The organism is Rhodobacter sp. P1_C2 (assembly GCF_056406375.1).
Genome location: NZ_JBFUAG010000001.1, coordinates 475129 through 490923 on the forward strand (window position 1 = coordinate 475129; position 15795 = coordinate 490923).

16 protein-coding genes are annotated in these 15795 nt (G+C 67.5%); 4 read left to right on the top strand and 12 right to left on the bottom strand.

The genetic code is table 11. The features are described 5' to 3' along the window. Positions 1-41 precede the first annotated feature (41 nt). Both AC1DZT_RS02355 and AC1DZT_RS02360 read left to right on the top strand, forming a co-directional pair. The gene (locus AC1DZT_RS02355) at positions 42-743 is read left to right on the top strand and encodes an AzlC family ABC transporter permease (protein WP_478004978.1); all 702 of its coding nucleotides are present in this window, start codon (positions 42-44) and stop codon (positions 741-743) included. Beyond that, positions 736-1041 (top strand): AzlD domain-containing protein, encoded by a 306-nt coding sequence (locus AC1DZT_RS02360; protein ID WP_478004979.1) that lies wholly within the window; start codon positions 736-738, stop codon positions 1039-1041. Before AC1DZT_RS02355 ends, AC1DZT_RS02360 begins: the two co-directional genes overlap by 8 nt. A 39-nt stretch (positions 1042-1080) precedes the next feature. On the opposite strand, the gene AC1DZT_RS02365 is transcribed toward AC1DZT_RS02360, so the two are convergent. After that, entirely contained in the window at positions 1081-1971 is an 891-nt protein-coding gene (locus AC1DZT_RS02365; protein WP_478004980.1) for a LysR family transcriptional regulator, read from the bottom strand. Between the two features lie 212 nt (positions 1972-2183). On the opposite strand from AC1DZT_RS02365, the gene AC1DZT_RS02370 reads away from it, so the two are divergent. Beyond that, positions 2184-2657, top strand: coding sequence for an AtaL-like protein (locus tag AC1DZT_RS02370; protein ID WP_478004981.1), 474 nt, complete (start codon positions 2184-2186; stop codon positions 2655-2657). A 153-nt stretch (positions 2658-2810) separates the two neighbouring features. Here the strand turns inward: AC1DZT_RS02370 and AC1DZT_RS02375 are convergent, their stop codons facing one another. Together AC1DZT_RS02375 and AC1DZT_RS02380 are read right to left on the bottom strand one after the other, a co-directional pair. Next, the gene (locus AC1DZT_RS02375; RefSeq protein WP_478004982.1) at positions 2811-4337 is read right to left on the bottom strand and encodes a class I adenylate-forming enzyme family protein; all 1527 of its coding nucleotides are present in this window, start codon (positions 4335-4337) and stop codon (positions 2811-2813) included. Further along, complete coding sequence (locus AC1DZT_RS02380; RefSeq protein ID WP_478004983.1) at positions 4334-5500, bottom strand: acetyl-CoA acetyltransferase; 1167 nt, start codon at positions 5498-5500, stop codon at positions 4334-4336. The genes AC1DZT_RS02375 and AC1DZT_RS02380 overlap by 4 nt, the downstream gene beginning before the upstream one ends. 84 nt (positions 5501-5584) lie before the next feature. On the opposite strand from AC1DZT_RS02380, the gene AC1DZT_RS02385 reads away from it, so the two are divergent. After that, positions 5585-6124, top strand: coding sequence for a LuxR C-terminal-related transcriptional regulator (locus AC1DZT_RS02385; RefSeq protein WP_478004984.1), 540 nt, complete (start codon positions 5585-5587; stop codon positions 6122-6124). Positions 6125-6155: 31 nt separating this feature from the next. Here AC1DZT_RS02385 and AC1DZT_RS02390 read toward each other — a convergent pair whose 3' ends face one another. The 9 genes from AC1DZT_RS02390 to AC1DZT_RS02430 all read right to left on the bottom strand — a co-directional run bounded on the left by AC1DZT_RS02390 (position 6156) and on the right by AC1DZT_RS02430 (position 15791). Continuing rightward, a complete protein-coding gene (locus tag AC1DZT_RS02390; RefSeq protein WP_478004985.1) occupies positions 6156-6920 on the bottom strand; it encodes an HpcH/HpaI aldolase family protein in 765 nt (254 codons plus the stop codon). Beyond that, positions 6917-8467 (bottom strand): hydantoinase B/oxoprolinase family protein, encoded by a 1551-nt coding sequence (locus AC1DZT_RS02395; RefSeq protein WP_478004986.1) that lies wholly within the window; start codon positions 8465-8467, stop codon positions 6917-6919. The genes AC1DZT_RS02390 and AC1DZT_RS02395 overlap by 4 nt, the downstream gene beginning before the upstream one ends. Further along, positions 8464-10536, bottom strand: a complete 2073-nt coding sequence (locus AC1DZT_RS02400; protein ID WP_478004987.1) for a hydantoinase/oxoprolinase family protein — start codon at positions 10534-10536, stop codon at positions 8464-8466. The genes AC1DZT_RS02395 and AC1DZT_RS02400 overlap by 4 nt, the downstream gene beginning before the upstream one ends. Continuing rightward, positions 10533-11318 carry an IclR family transcriptional regulator gene (locus tag AC1DZT_RS02405; protein WP_478004988.1) on the bottom strand — a complete coding sequence of 262 codons (786 nt, stop codon included), beginning with the start codon at positions 11316-11318 and terminating at the stop codon, positions 10533-10535. The genes AC1DZT_RS02400 and AC1DZT_RS02405 overlap by 4 nt, the downstream gene beginning before the upstream one ends. A 1-nt stretch (position 11319) precedes the next feature. Continuing rightward, on the bottom strand, positions 11320-12597 hold the full coding sequence (locus AC1DZT_RS02410) for a TRAP transporter large permease (protein WP_478004989.1): 1278 nt from the start codon (positions 12595-12597) through the stop codon (positions 11320-11322). Continuing rightward, positions 12594-13163 (bottom strand): TRAP transporter small permease, encoded by a 570-nt coding sequence (locus AC1DZT_RS02415; RefSeq protein ID WP_478004990.1) that lies wholly within the window; start codon positions 13161-13163, stop codon positions 12594-12596. The genes AC1DZT_RS02410 and AC1DZT_RS02415 overlap by 4 nt, the downstream gene beginning before the upstream one ends. 134 nt (positions 13164-13297) lie before the next feature. After that, positions 13298-13663, bottom strand: a complete 366-nt coding sequence (locus tag AC1DZT_RS02420) for a cupin domain-containing protein (RefSeq protein ID WP_478004991.1) — start codon at positions 13661-13663, stop codon at positions 13298-13300. Positions 13664-13666: 3 nt separating this feature from the next. Continuing rightward, the gene (locus AC1DZT_RS02425) at positions 13667-14659 is read right to left on the bottom strand and encodes a TRAP transporter substrate-binding protein (RefSeq protein WP_478004992.1); all 993 of its coding nucleotides are present in this window, start codon (positions 14657-14659) and stop codon (positions 13667-13669) included. A gap of 193 nt (positions 14660-14852) precedes the next feature. Beyond that, the gene (locus tag AC1DZT_RS02430) at positions 14853-15791 is read right to left on the bottom strand and encodes an AEC family transporter (RefSeq protein ID WP_478004993.1); all 939 of its coding nucleotides are present in this window, start codon (positions 15789-15791) and stop codon (positions 14853-14855) included. Between the last annotated feature and the right edge of the window lie 4 nt (positions 15792-15795).

Below are 15795 nucleotides of genomic sequence, written 5' to 3' on the forward strand. Positions count from 1 at the left end.
AGGGGTTGACAGGCAAGTAGCGAATGGCTCTAACCGGAGATATGGTTAGACAGCCTCCCCCTCCGATCCTCCTGACCCTTGACGGCATCCGTCAGGGGGCCGTGCTGTTGCTGCCGGTCGCGGTGTTCTTCATCCCCTTTGGCATCGCCTTCGGCGTGGTGGCCGCAACCCGGGGCCTGACCGCGTTGCAGTCCATCGGCTTCAGCATGCTGGCCTTTTCCAGTTCCGCCCAGTTCTCGACGCTGGAGTTCTGGCACGCGCGGGTGGCCTGGGGGTCGCTGGCCTTTGCGGTTCTGGCGATCAATGCGCGCAATGTGGTGATGGGGGCGGCGCTGGCGCCCTGGGTCAACCGGATGTCACTGGGCCAGCGGCTGCCGACCATGGCTTTGCTCAACGATGCCAATTTCGCAGTCTGCCAGGCGGCTTTCCGGGGCGGGTCGCGGGATATGGGGCTGCTTCTGGGCAGCGGGCTGGTGCTTTGGCTGGCCTGGGGTCTTGGTGCGGCGATCGGCGCCGTGGCGGGGCCCGCCTTCGGCAGCCCGGCGGCGCTTGGCTTCGATGTGGTGATGCTGTGTTTCCTGACGGCGATGGTCACCGGGATGGTGAAGCGGCCGCTAAAGCTGGTGCCGGTTCTGGTCGGGGCGGCGGTGGCGGTGCTGGGCCTGCACCACCTGCCGCCGGGTTGGAATGTGATCGCGGGCGCCTTCGCCGGGGCCATCGCGGGGAGCTTTTGCGATGCCTGACGCCTTCACCGCCTGGGCGGCCATCCTGCTCGCCGCGGCCCTGACCCTGGCCACGCGCCTGGCCGGGCCCATCGTGATGACCTTCCTACCGATGTCCCCGCGGGTCGAACGGTTCTTGCAGAACCTCTCGCTGGCGGTTCTGGCCGCGCTGGTCGCCTCGATGCTGGTGCGCGGCGGCCTGCGCGAGGCGGCATCGGTCGCGGTGGCCGTCGCGGTCATGGCGCTGGCGCGACGGTCGATCTGGGCGATGGGCGCTGGCATGGCTTGCGCCGCGGCATGGACCTATCTGGCAGGCTAGGTGCAGGGGGCGCCTTTGTCCGGCGGGTGATGCGGCAGGCTATCGCCCGAGAAAGGCTGCGAGTTCGTCCGCCGTGCCTTTCGGGAAGGCGCGTTTCAGCGTGTCGAGAAAGGCCGAGACCCGGGCGCTGAGCAGGCGGCGCGAGGGGTAAAGCGCCCAGAGCGCGATGGCGGGCGCATCGACCTCTCCCCAAAGCGCCAGCGTGCCGTCCGCCAGATCCCGGCTGACCAGCGAGATCGGCAGCCGCCCGGCACCGACACCGGCGCGCACGGCATCCCGCACCATGATCATCGAGGACAGGCTCAGGATCGGGTCGATCTCGACCTTGGCCGGCCCGTCGCTGGTCCGCAGCGTCCAGCCGGACCGCTCGGCGGCCGAGCGCACCACCGCCGGAGCGCGCCCACCCGGCCCGGGGCGGGGCAGGTCGGGGCGGGCCACGACGACCAGATGGTCATGCAGGAAGGCGCGCCCGACCAGGCTTTCATCCGGGGCCGGGTCGACGCGGATCACCAGGTCGAAGCCTTCCTCGATCATGTCGACCGGGCGATCCTCGGTCGTCACCTCCAGCCGCACCTCGGGACAGGACAGCGCGAAATCGGCGGCGATCTTGCCCATGGCGGTCTGCGAAAACAGCAGCGGCGCGCTGAGGCGCAAGGTGCCGCGCGGCGTCTCGCCCCCCGAGGCGATGGCAAGGGTCGCCTCCTCCATCTCTTGCAGCAGGCGGCTGGTGCGGGCGTAAAGCGCGCGCCCCCCCTCCGTCAGTTTCAAGAGCCGGCCGCCCCGTTCGAACAGCCGCAGGTCAAGGGCGGCTTCCAGTTCGGCAACCCGGCGCGACAGCGTGGCCTTGGGCCGCCCCGAGGCTCGCGCCGCGCGGCCAAAGCCTTCATGGCGGGAGACGAGGGTGAAATCGGCAAGGGCGAGCAGGTCCATCTTTCTTCTTCCGTCGGGGTGCGGATCGGGGCGACTGTCTCATCCATGAGACGATCTGTCCAGATCTGGCGGCTGTTCGCATTCTGCTGGATCGATACATTCCCAGTTGCCGCACAAAGCGGCCGTCGCGACGCCTTTGTCGCGCAGATCGCCGGATGACATCCGCCTTCCCCTCAACCCGGGGCAAAGGCCCCCGACCAAAGGACAAGATCATGATCTACTCGACCGCCACCCTGCCCGTGAACCCCGAGGGCGAAACGCCGCTGACCCGTGACCAGCTTTGGGCGGGGCTGGAGCTGAAGGCGCGCGATGCGCGGGCCTTCCTGCCGGCCGGGCTTTGCACCCGCTGCGAGGTGACAGAGAACAGCGCGACCCATTTCCTGCGCGACTCCACCATCGGCGGCAAGGAGCTGCGCGAGATCATCGTGCTGGAACCGCAGCGCAAGGTGACCTTCTTTCAGGCCACGGGCCCGCGTGAAGGCGCCATCGTCAACGAGATCGTCACGGACGCGACTGGCGCGCTGCAACTGCGGTTCTACTGCTATCTCGGTCTGCGCGATGCGGTGCCGGGCGGCCCGGAAGAACAGGCCGAGCAGGCGATCTTCGACAGTGAGCAGGGCTACCGGGCGGCGCTTTTGTCGACGCTGAAACGCACGCGGGCGCTGGTCGGGGAAGGGCGGCTCTGACGGGTCAGGCCATTGATGGCAGGACACCCGTCGGCGACATGCGGGGGCGGGTCAGCCTGTCATCCTGTGCGGCGTCTGAACGGCATGGCCCGCGCGCCGCCAGGGCCGCATGTCCTGCCTGCGGCGCGTTGGCGGCGGGACAGGGGCGGCGGGTCAGGGCGTCTCCTCTGCCAGCATCCGGCGCAGGTCGGTTTTCAGGACCTTGCCGTAGTTGTTCTTCGGCAGCGCGGCGACGATGCGGTACTCCTTGGGCCGTTTGAAGCGCGCGATCCGGTCGAGGCAATGGCGATCGAGCACTTCCGCTTCGATCTGGCCGCCGGGCACCGGGGTCACGAAGGCCACGACGCTTTCGCCCCATTCCGGATCGGGCCGGCCGATGACGGCGGCCTCGTGTACCGTTTCGTGCAGCAGCAGGGCCTCCTCGACCTCGCGCGGGTAGATGTTGGTGCCGCCCGAGATGATCACATCCTTCGACCGGTCCTGCAGGGTGACAAACCCCTCCGCATCCATCGCCCCGAGGTCCCCGGTCCAGAGCCAGCCGTCACGCAGCGTCCTGGCGCTGGCTGCGGGGTTCTTCCAGTAGCCGGCCATCACCGGCGTGCCCGCGACGAGGATCTCGCCCGTCGTCCCCTGCGGCAGGTCGCGCCCCTCGGCATCGGCGATGCGGACCCGCACCGGCGACTGGGCCTGCCCGACCGAGGCGAGCCTGTCGCGCCAGCGCGGATGCGCACGGTCTGCGACCAGATCGCGCGGCAGCGCGGTGATCGCCATCGGGCTTTCGCCCTGGCCGTAGATCTGTACGAAGCGCGGACCCATCACCGCCACCGCCTCGATGATGTCGGCCAGATACATCGGCCCGCCACCATAGACGATGGTGCGCAGCCCATCGCCACTGCGACCGGTGGCCTTGGCGCGGTCGACCAGGCGCCGCACCATGGTCGGCGCGGCAAAGATCGAGACGTTCTGCAGGCGCGGCGCAAGCGTCAGGATCTCTTCCGCGTCGAACCCGCCGGAGGGGGGCACGACATGGCGCGCCCCGCGCATCACATGCATGAAATTGTAAAGCCCGGCGCCATGCGACATCGGGGCCGCGTAAAGGACCGCGTCCGTTGCGGCGACAGGATCGACATCGGTGAAATAACCCAGGCACATCGCCTGGATATTGACCGAGGTCAGCATCACCCCCTTGGGCTGCCCGGTGGTGCCCGAGGTGTAGAAAAGCCAGACCATGTCGCTGGCCCCCAGCGCCGCGGGCGCGGGCATCGGGTCCTCGGCCAGGAGGGCGGCATAGGCGGCGCCGTCCACGTCCAGCACCGGCCCGCCGCAGGCCAAGGGGTCAAGCCCGCTGCCGGGGTCGCCCGAGACGAGGGTCACCCGCGCGCCGGCATCGGCGATGATCCATTCGGCCTCGCGCGGGTGCAGCTTCATGTTGATCGGCACCACCGCGGCCCCGGCAAACCAGGCGCCATAAAGCGCCTCGAGATATTCGGTGCGATTCTTCATGAAGATCGCGACGCGGTCGCCCGGGCCCACCCCGAACCGCCGGGTCAGCCCGGCGCCAAGGCGCGCTGCCCGTTCGGCGAAGCGGGCGTAATCGGCCACCAGCACCTCACCCTGCAGAAGGGCCGGCGCGCCGGGATTGCGCTGCGCGCTGCGGATCAGCCACTCGGCGGGGTTCATGCCGCACGCTCCGCCTGAAGGATCGAGCAGTAGTTGGCGACCCCCGAGCCGCCCATGTTGAAGACGCAGCCAAGCGTGGCCCCCGGCAGCTGCATCTCGCCGGCCTCGCCCGTCACCTGGGCCGCCGCAAGCGCATGCATCGACACGCCGGTCGCGCCGACCGGATGGCCCTTGGCCTTGAGCCCGCCTGACAGGTTCACCGGCAGCATTCCCTCCCGCGTCACCAGGCCCTCGTCGATCGCCCGCGCCCCGGCGCCGCGCGGCACGAGGCCCATCGCCTCGTAGACCAGCAGTTCGGCGATGGTGAAACAGTCATGGACCTCGGCGAAGGACAGATCGGCCACGCCGATCCCCGCCTCGGCATAGGCACGGGCGAAGGCCGTGGCCGGGCCCTCGAAGGCCAGAAGGTCGCGGCGCGACATCGGCAGGACATCGTTCACCTGCACCGCCGCCCGGAAACCCACGGCGCGCGGGAAGTCGGCGGCCATGTCCTCGGCCACCAGGATCAGCGCCGCCGCCCCGTCCGAGATCAGCGAGCAGTCGGTCATCCGCAGGGGCGCGGCGATCAGGGGGTTCTTCTCGCTCACCGTGTTGCAGAAGTCGAAGCCGACGTCCTTGCGGATCTGCGCCAGGGGATTGGCCAGCGCATTGTGGTGGTTCTTGGCCGCGATCCGGGCGAGGGCGGCCGACTGGTCGCCATGGGCCTGGAAATAGGCCTTGGCAAAGTGCGCGAAGATCTGCGGGAAGGACTGGCCGCCCTCTTCCGCCTGATAGGAGGCGCCCGACAGCGCGGCGGTGACGCCGGCGGTGTCCTTCGCGGTCATCTTCTCGGCCCCGATCACCAGCGCGGTGCGCACCCGGCCCGCGCGGATCGCATCGCGCGCGGCATAGACCGCGGCCGAACCGGAGGCGCAGGCATTCTCGACCCTCGTGGCCGGAATGAAGCGCATCGCCGGGTCAAGGCCCAGGACCAGCGACGCGGCAAAGCCATCCGGCACCAGGCCCGCGTTGAAATGACCCAGCCAGACGGCATCGACCGCACCGGCTTCGATGCCGGCATGCGCCAGCGCCCCCGCCGCCGCCTCGAGGATCAGATCCTCGAGCGTGCGGCCCTCGTGGCGCCCGAAACGGGTGTGACCCCAACCGACAATACGTGCATCCATGATCGCCTCCCCCTTGCCGGCCCAGTCTAGCAGTCGCGCCACGGCTCCTCTATTCGTAGAACTACGCTATGGAGGGGGACGGGGATGGACGAGACGGAGGCCTTCGAACATGCGCCGGTGGGGCTGGCCCTGACCCGCCACCGCGTCGTTGTCGGCTGCAATGCCCGGATGCGCGAGACCTTCGATTATCCGCCCGGCGCGCTGGAGGGGCAGTCCCTCGCGCAGCTTTATCCCTCGACCGAAGAATTCCGCCGCATTGGCGAGATCTGGCTGGAACGGATGCGCCAGACCGGGCGCTATGCGGACGAGCGGATCATGCAGCGCCGCGACGGGACGATGTTCTGGTGCCGGGTGCGCGGCCAGTCGCTGACGCCGGACGACCCTTTCGCCCGGGCGGTCTGGAGCTTTGCCGATATCTCGGACACCAGGCCCGTCACCGACCTGACCGCGCGCGAACGCCAGGTGGCCGCCCATCTGGCCGAGGGCCGGACCAACAAGGAAATCGCCCGCCTGCTCGGCCTCTCACCCCGCACCGCCGAGGCCCACCGCGCCCGCCTGCTCGCCAAACTGGGCGCGCGCAACACGGCGGAACTGGTCGCGCGGCTGACCGGCCTGCCCTTGTAGGCGCAGCCGCCCCGCGCGCCACGGGGCGGGATCAGGGTGCGAAAGCCGCAAGCGCCCTAGCGGCGGCCGCGGCGAGAAATCCCTGATCGGTTCCGATCACGAACAACCGCGCCCCGGCAGCGCGCCAATCCGGCGCCAGTGCGGGGTCCGCCAGGAAAAGCCCGCCCGCGGCCCGCGCCTGCCGCGCCGCCTGCAGAACGCGGCGGGTCATCGCCACCACGACCTCTGCCTTCGGATCGGCAAGCCCGGCCGAGACGGCAAGGTCCACCGGCCCGACCAGAAGGGCATCGACCCCGTCGAGTGCCGCGATCTCTGCGCAGGCGTCGACGGCTTCCGGGGTCTCGATCTGGCAGATCAGCACGGTTTCCGCCGGGCGCGCCGCCAGATGCGCCGCGATGCTGCGCTGGCCGTAAAGCGCGCCGGGGGTGGAGGGCGAGAACCCGGCTCCTCCCGGGCCATAGCGCATCTGGCGGAGGATGCCCGCGGCGGTCGCCGCATCGGGAACCTGGGGCGCCACGATGCCCGCAGCCCCGGCATCGAGGCTGCTGCCGATCCAATCGGGCGCATCGGGCGGCACCCGCACGAGGGCGGCAATCCCGCCCGCCCGCGCCGCCCTGCAGAACGCGGCAATCCCGGCGCGGTCGAAGGCGGCGTGTTCGGCATCGATCACCACGAAATCGAAGCCGGCAAGGGCCAGGATCTCGACCACCGCCGGATCCTGCGACTTGACGAAAACCCCCGCCAGTTCTTCCCCGGCGCGCAGCCGGCGGGCAAAGGCGCCGCGCAAGTCGGTCATGGCGCGCCGTAACCGCCACCACCCGGGGTGATCATGAAGACCTCGTCGTCCGGCTGCATCTCGCGCTTGCGGGTATCCTCGACCGAAACCCCGTTGATCTGGAACAGCCCGGCCGCCCCGTCCTGCCCCCCCGCAAGGCCCTCGGGGCCGTGCTTCAGCCGCGAGGGAATGGTGTTGAGAAGCCAGGGCCGCGTGGTGCGCATCCGGTATCCGATGCGCTGGCCATCGCCTCCGGCCTGTCTGCCGGCCCCGCCGGTGCCATGCGCCAGCTCCTTGCAGGTGAAGGCGATGGGATAGGAGGCTTCCAGCACCTCGACCGGCACCGCCGAGACGCCGGTCGGATAACAGACCGCCGAGATGCCGGGTTTGGTGGCCCGCGCCCCCATGCCGCCAGAATAGTTGAACATCGACGAGGTGAAGGGGCGCCCGTCCTTGTCGGTTCCCTGGACCTGGATGGTCCAGACCGCCCCCGAGCCTTCCGCGATCACCTGATCGGGCACCACCTGCGCCAGGGCCTTCAGGATCGGGAAGGGCACATACATGCCCACGACGTGGCGGGCGTTGACCGGAGAGGGGTATTTCGCATTCACCACGCAGCTTTCCGGCAGCTTCAGACGGATCGGCGCCAGCGAACCCGCGTTGTTGGGCAGGTCGGGATTGAGGGTCGATCGGACGGCAAAGGTCGCATAGGCATGGGTATAGGCGGGCACCACGTTGATCCCCATGTTCGACGGGCCGGAAGAGCCCTCGAAATCAACCAGGATCTCGCCCTTTTCGCTGTCGATGATGACGGCGGTCTTCAGCGTGATCTCCTGACCGCCGGGCACGTCGAAGGTCGAAGCGCCATGATAGGTGCCGCCCGGCAGCTTGCGGATCGCTTCCCGTGTCGCACTTTCGGACCTTGTGATAATTTCCTCCGACAGTTCGGAAATATCGTCGAGCCCGTAGCGGTCACAAAGCGCGTTCAGCCTTTCGGTCGCGATGATCCCGGACGAGACCTGCGCGCCCAGATCGCCGAGAAGCGCGTCGGGCGTGCGCACGTTGCGCCGGATGATCTGGAACAGGGTTTCGTTGGGCTTGCCGGCTTCGTACAGCTTCATTACCGGGATCCACAGGCCCTCTTCATGGATGTCGCGCGCGCCCGAGCCGATGCCATAGCCGCCGATGTCGGAATGGTGGATGGTCGAACCGGCATAGCCGATGATGCGCGAACCGCGGAAGATCGGCGACAGCACGGTGATGTCGAAGAAATGCCCCGCCGACATCCAGGGATCATTGGTGATCAGCACGTCGCCGGGTCGCAGGGTGGCGCTGTCGCAATGGTCCAGAAGGTTGCGCGCCGCCGCGGCGAGCGAGTTGATGTGGCCGGGCGTGCCGGTCACGGCCTGGGCCACCATCCGCGCCTTTTCATCGAAAAGGCCGTTGGCCAGGTCGCCCGCCTCGCGCACGATCGGGCTGAAGGCGATGCGTTGCAAGGCGCGGGCCTGTTCGCTGACGATCCCGATCAGGTTGCTCCAAAGGATCTGAAGTTCGACGCCGTCCATCATTGCGCTCCCCTGCGTTCGGCGATGAGGCTGCCGCTCTCATCCCAAGTGACAACCCAGTCCCGCAGGACGAAGATCGTGGTTTCCCGTTCCTCGATGATCACCGGCCCCGCGATGCGGTCCCCCCGGCAGATCGCGTTGCGCTGCCAGACCGGCACTTCGGTCGCTTCGCCGCGGATATGGACGGGCCGGGTCTCTTCGCCGCGCCCGGAGCCGGACTTGGCGACGAAGGCGCCGCGGTCGGGCGTGCGCCCCGAGGCGGTGACCAGCCAGTTGACCACTTCGATCCGCATCCCGTCGAGCTTGAGCCCGTATTGATGCTGGTACTCGGCCGCGAACGCCGCCCGGATCGCTTCGGTGTCGCGGGTCAGGCGGGGGTCTTCCTTGAGGTGGATGCGGATCTCGGATTGCTGGCCGACATAGCGCATCTCGAGCGCGAAGCTGAACCCGTGATCTTCGGGGCGGATGCCCGCCTCGCCCAGGGCGGTGGTGCCTTCGGCGATCATCGCCTCCAGCACGGTTTCGACCCCGGCCCAGTCCAGCGTGTCGAGGCTGGAGACGTGGCTGCGGACCAGGTCGATCTGCGCCGGGGTGACGAGGGTGCCGAAGGCCGAGAGGACCGAGGCCAGGGGTGGGTAGATCACCTTGCTGCTTTCGGTCAGTTCGGCGACCATGCAGGCATGGACCGGTCCGGCCCCGCCGAAGGCCAGCATCGGCAATCCGCGATAGTCGATCCCGCGTTCGGTGGCATGGGTCCGGGTGGCGGCCGCCATCTGTTCGCAGACCACCTCGAACACCCCCCAGGCGGCGCGTTCGCGCGACAGGCCGAGCGTGGTGCCAAGCCTTTCCAGCGCGCCCTGCGCCCCGGCAAGGTCAAGCTTCATGTCGCCGCCCAGAAAACGCTCGGCCGACAGGATGCCAAGCACGAGGTCGGCGTCGGTGACGCAGGGATTGGCCCCGCCACGGCCATAGCAGACCGGGCCGGGCATCGAGCCGGCCGATTCCGGCCCGACCCGCAGCAGCCCCAGATCATCGACCCAGGCGATCGATCCACCGCCGGCGCCGATCTCGATCATGTCGATCGAAGGCACGGTGATCGGCATGCCCGATCCCGGCTTGAACCGATAACGGCGGTCGACCTCGAAATTGCCGGTCACCAGCGGTTCGTGGTTCTGCACCATGCAGGCCTTGGCCGTCGTGCCGCCCATGTCGAAGGAGATCAGGTCGGGAATCCCGAAGATGCGGCTGAAGTAGCAGGCCACAAGAGCCCCCGCCGCCGGCCCGCTTTCGATCATCCGGACCGGCATGGTCGAGGCCCGCTCGGCGCCGATGACGCCGCCGTTCGACAGCATGATGAGTGGCTGCTGGTCAAAGCCGCGTGCCTTGAGCTCCTGGATCAGGGCGGTCAGGTAGGGCCGGGTGATCGGCACCGTATAGGCATTGATCGCCACCGTGGAGGCGCGCAGGTATTCGCGCATCTGCGGCGCGATGACAGAGGACAGCGAGACATAGATCTCCGGCGCCTCTTCGCTGAAGACCCGGCGCACCTCGGCCTCGTTCGCGCCGTTGCGGTAGGAATTCAACAGGCAGACGGCGACCGAGACGACGCCCTTCGCGCGGCATTGCCGGATCACGTCGCGCACCTCCTCGGCATCGACGGGGGTGCCGAGGCTGCCATCGGCGAAGGTGCGTTCGCGCAGGGTGAAGGTCCGCTCGGAGGGGATCAGCGGCTCGGCGAACTCGATCTGCGGGTCGTACATGTCGTAGCGGTGCTCGTCCCGGATATAGAGGATGTCGCGGAAGCCCTCGGTCAGGATCAGCGCGACCGGCGGCCCCTTGCGTTCGATCAGCGCATTGGTGACGACGGTGGTGGCGTGGACGACGACATCGTCGATCTGAGCCGGCGCGATGCCGGCCCGGGCCGTCACCAGGTCGACGCCGCGGAAGAATCCTTCCAGCAGGTCGTTATGGGTGGTCAGCGTCTTGTCGACAAAGGCGCCTCCGGTGGAATCCAGCAGGACGGCATCGGTGAAGGTGCCACCGATGTCGATGGCGAGGGAATATCTTGTCATACGGGGTACTCCTTGCAGCCCAGCTCGGCCGAGATCATGCGGGCCGTGCGGACGACGGCGGTGACGTAAAGCTCCGCCGGTTCGGGTTTGATGTCGTGCACCGAGCCGACCACGTTGATGGTCGCCACGAAGCGGTTTTCGTTGTCGAAGATCGGGGAAGAGACGGCATTGACGCCGGGAAGGATTTCCTCGGGGGCCACGGCCCAGCAGGTCTTGCGGGCATGGGCGATCTGCGCCTCCAGCCGGTCGAAATCCACGCCGGCGAAGGCGGGATCGGCCCCGGCCCGGGCTTTTTCGATTGCCGCGCGGTAGCTGGCCGGGCCGAAGGCCAGGGCAATCTTGCCCTGTGCCGAATTGTGCAGCGACAGCACCGCGCCCGGCTTGGTGACGATCTGCACCGGTGTCTCGACCCGTACGATGTCGATCACCCGCATGCCGGCATCTTCCGGGATCGACAGGGTGACGGTCTGCCGGACCTCGTTGCGCAGTGCCACCATGACCGGGCGGGCCACCGTCATCAACTGGGTGCCATCGGCAATGGCCTGGCCAAGGTGGAACATCTTGAGCGTCAGGCGATACCGCTCGGTGGTGGGGTCCTGCACGACATAGCCGAGGAATTGCAGGGTCTGCAGATAGCGGTAGACCCGCGAACGCGGCATGCCCACCTCGGTCGCGATATCGGTCAGCCGGGCCGGCTCGCTGAGTGTCGCCATGTGTTCGAGGATGGTGAAGGCGGCAATCGTGGACTGATTGCTCAGGTTAGAACGTTCGGATGTGGTCATCTCAGCCTCCAAACAATTTGGGAAGGGTCAGGGTCAGGGCCGGTACCGCGGCGGTCAGCGTCAGCACCACGAGGCACAGGCCGATCATCGGCAGTACGGCCAGCGCCACCCGTTCGAGAGGTTGGCGTGCGATGGTGGAGACGATGAAGAGGCACAGGCCCACCGGGGGGGTGATCATGCCGATCATCAGGTTCAGCACGACCATGATCCCGAATTGCACAGGGTCCATGCCGATGATCGGCGCGATCTCGTTCAGGATCGGCATGACGAGGATCAGCGCCGCCAGCGGCTCGAGGAACAGCCCCAGCACCAGAAGCACGATGTTCAGAAGCACGGTCATGACCCAGGGCACTTCGGTCAGGTCGCGCAGATGCTGCGCCACGCTCTGCGGGATGTTCTCGATGCCGAGGATGAACGCGGTCATCGAAGCCACCGCCACGATCATCATCACCCCGGCGGTCATGGTCGCGGTCTCGTAGAAAGCGGTGAAGATCTTGGCGGGCGACAGGGTGCGGTAAAGGACCCCGCCGATCAGCAGGGCATAAAGCGCTGCGACGGCGGCGGCCTCGGTCGGGGTGAAAATGCCCGCCCTGATGCCGCCCACGATGATCAGCGGCAAAAACAGGGCCGGCGCGGCCTTGATGGTCAGGCCCAGACGCTCTTGCGGCAGCACGCGGTCGGGCAGGGGATGGTCCTCCACCCGCGCCTTCCAGAGCGCATAGCAGACCAGAAGCGCGCAAAGCACGAAGGCGGGCAGGATGCCGGCAAGGAACAGATCGCCGATCGAGGTGCTGGTCAGCACGCCGTAAAGGATCAGCGACAGCGAGGGCGGCACCATCGGCCCGAGGATGGAACCGGTCGCCGTCAGCGCCGCGGCATAGGCCGGATGGTAGCCGTCGCGCTCCATCGACGGGATCATCACCGAGCCGATGGCCGAAGCCTCGGCCGTGGCGGCCCCGGAAACGCCCGAGAACATCATCGAGGCGATGACATTGACCACCGCCAGCCCGCCCCGCACCCGCCCGACCAGCATCTGGGCAAAGCGCACGATTTCCTTGGTCAGCTGGGCCGAATTCATCAGGTTGCCGGCCAGGATGAAGAAGGGGATCGTCAGCAGGACGAAATTGTCCACCCCGGACAGCATCTTCTGCGGAAAGCCGATCATCAGCCGCCAATTGTCGAAGACCAGAAGATAGGCGACCGACGACAGGCCAAGGGCGAAGGCGATCGGGATGCCCAGGATGATGCAGAGCACGAAAACGACGAGATAGAGGGTCATTGGCTCAACTCCACACCGGTCCGGTTGATCACCTCGAAAACACCCTTCCGGGTCGGGATGGCCCGCAGGTAAAGGATGGCATCGGCCAGCAGCCGCAGGGCGAGCAGCGCCATCCCGACGGGCACCGAAAGATAGATCCAGAACATGGCGGGCGCGGCGGGCGCAGCCTCCCCGAACATGTCCTGCAGCAGGAACTGCATGGCCGGGATCGGCTCCTTGCCCGCCATTCCGGCATAGAGATAGCCGTAATAGACCAGCAACAGGCACAGGATCGCCGACAGAAGTGCGGCAGATGCCGCGGCAATCAGCCCCGCCACCCGTGGCAGCAGCTGGCTGAGAAAGGACAGCGAGGCCACCTCTCCCCGCTCGAAGGCGAGCACGACGCCGAGGAAGGTCATCCAGATCAGCAGATAGCTGCAGGTCTCCGCTGCCCAGAGCAGGGACATGTTGAACCCGTAGCGCAGCACGATCTGCACCGTCATCAGCAGCAAGAGCGCGGCGACGCAGGTGACGAGCGTCCAACGCAGGCCGTTGCGTGTCCATCGCGCTAGCGATTCTGGTTTCATGGCACTGGTCTCCTTTCCGGGCGCGAGTGCGGCGCCGGCGACCCTCTTGCACGGCGGCGAAGGGGCGGATGGTGAAGGGGAAATCCGGGCGCGCGGGCCTTTGCCCTCATGCCCTGCGGGACAAGGCGCGGTCGTCAGGCGAAATCGCCCTCCTGATAGGCTGTCAGATGGCTGTAATCGGCGCGGGGCGGGGCGAAGACATCGAGGTTGACGGCGGTCTCCTCCCCCAGCGCCTCGCCACAATGCACGACATCGGGGGGGATGCGCACGACCTCTCCCGCGCCGACCTCGACCACCTCGTCGCCGATCTCGAAGCGGACACGGCCGGACAGGATGTAGGCCAGCTGTTCGAAGGGGTGGGAATGCGGCCTCTTCTCCATCCCCGGTTCAAGCCAGTTCATCACCATCAAAGCGCCCTCGCCCCGGAAGGCGGTGCGCGAAACCCCGTCGCGCACCGTCTCGCGTGGCAGGTCCGTCCAGCGATAGACCCTCGTCGTCATCGTTCAGTTTCCCTCTGAAAAGCGCTTGGCGAAGGCGGCGATCAGCGGGTCCTTCGCGGCCCATTCGGCAACGACGGGCGCGGTCCGGGCCTTCAGCGCGTCGAGGTCCTGCAGGTCATGGAACGTCACGCCATTGGCCTCGAGGAAGGCGCGGTCGCTGTTCTGTTCGGTCGCGGCCAGGGCATAGGCCTCCTTGGTCGTCTCCCTGCCCGCTTCGACGAGCGCGGCCTTTTCGACATCGCTCAGCTTGTTCCAGACCGTGTCGGAAAGCATGATCACCCCGGGCCAGAAATAGTGGCCGGTCATCGTGACGTTCTTGGCCGCGTCATAGAGGCTTTCGCTGCGAATGGAGGACAGATTGATCTCGACCGCGTCGATGGTGCCGGTCTCGAGCGCCGAATAGACCTCGCCGTAAGCCATGCCGACCGGGTTGACGCCGATCGCCTCCCAGATCGCCTTGTGCAAGGGAATCGGCACGATCCGCGTCTTCAGACCGGCAAAGTCGGCGGTCGTGGCGACGACCTTCTTGGCCGACAGGAAGTTCCGTTGCCCGGCCTCGATATAGCCCAGGCCCTTGATCGACTTGGTATCCAGGGTCGCCAGCAGCTGATCGCCCAGATCCGAGGTCAGCACATCGGACAGTTGCTGATAGCTCTGGACCGCGAAGGGCAGCTGCAGCGCGTCAAAACCCTTGAGGCCGATCGCCAGCGGCACGGTCGGCGACGACACCAGCGCGCCATCGACAAGACCGATCTGCAACCCCTCCAGCAGTTGTTTGTCATCGCCAAGCTGGCGGTCGCCGTAGACTTCGATCTTCACCTTGCCGTCGGTCTTTTCGGCGACCTTCCTGGCGAAGATCTCGAGCCCGCGCTGGAAGACGTGCTTGGACGAGGCGGCATGCCCCATCTTGATCACCATCTCCTGCGCTTGCCCGGCAATAGGCAACAACCCAGCTGCCAGCGCAGCGACGAGCGCTGCCATCCTGAACGTCTTCATGGTTTCTCCTCCCATCGTGTTTCACTCTGCAAAACACGTTTTTACAGATTAGAACGACGAGTCGCGATCTGTCAATCGGGCCGATGCGAGGCCCGCATTTCGGCGTTTTGCGGCGGAATCGGGCCGAGATTGAGAGGAAAGCGGTGCAGCCGCCACCGGGGGCAGGGAAAGCGGCGCCTCCCGGCTGGTCTGTTCAGTGGGCGAGGGCGAGGTAGGCGGACAGGGTGCCGACCGACAGGATCGTGGTGATCAGGACGATGCGGGCGGTCAGGAGGGCTTCGCGCTGGTAGAACTCGGCCAGCATGAAGGGGCCGGTCCCTGTGGGAAGTGCTGCCAGAAGCACGGCGGTATGGGCGAGGCTCGGGCTCAGCCCCAGGATCGGCACGGCGACGATCCAGGTCACGGCGGGTTGCGCGATCAGTTTCAGGGCCACGAGGGTGATCTGCACCCCCGCCGTGGCCGAGGGGCTGCGCCCGGCGCTTTCTGCCAGGAACAAACCCAGCGCAATCAGGGCGCAGGGCGAGGCCGCGGCCCCCAGAAGCCTCAGGTACGTATCCGCCACGGCGGGCAGCGGCAGGCCGGACAGCATGAAGGCAAAGCCCAGCTGGGGCGCCACCAGCAAGGGGTTGCGCGACAGCGACAGGGCGGTCTTGCGGGCGATGTCGCGCCGCCGCGCCGCCGTCTGCAGGCTGCTTTCGATCAGCACGATGGCTCCGGCGAAAAGGACGCAGACGGTGAGGATCGTCGCACAGAGCGTGGCGCCCATCGCCGCGGGGCCGACCGCCGCCATCATCAGCGGAAAGCCCATGAAGCCGGTATTGGCATAGCCCGCGTTCAGCCCGTCGATCGCGGCATCGGCGAGAGGCCGCCCCTGCCGCCGCCGCAGCCAGAGCGTCAGCGCGAAGACCGCAGCCGACCCGGCGCTGAAGGCTGCGATGAAGCCGGGTTGCCAGATCTCTGCCGGGTCGGCCTTGGCCATGATCTCGAACAGCAGGGCCGGCAGGGCCAGGTAGACGACGAGGCGGTTGACCTCGCGCGTCGCATGTGGCCCGAGCGCGCCGGAGCGTCTTGCCACCCATCCGGTCAGGACCAGGGCAAAGATCGGCAGGACGACAAGCAGGTTGGACAGCATCGGC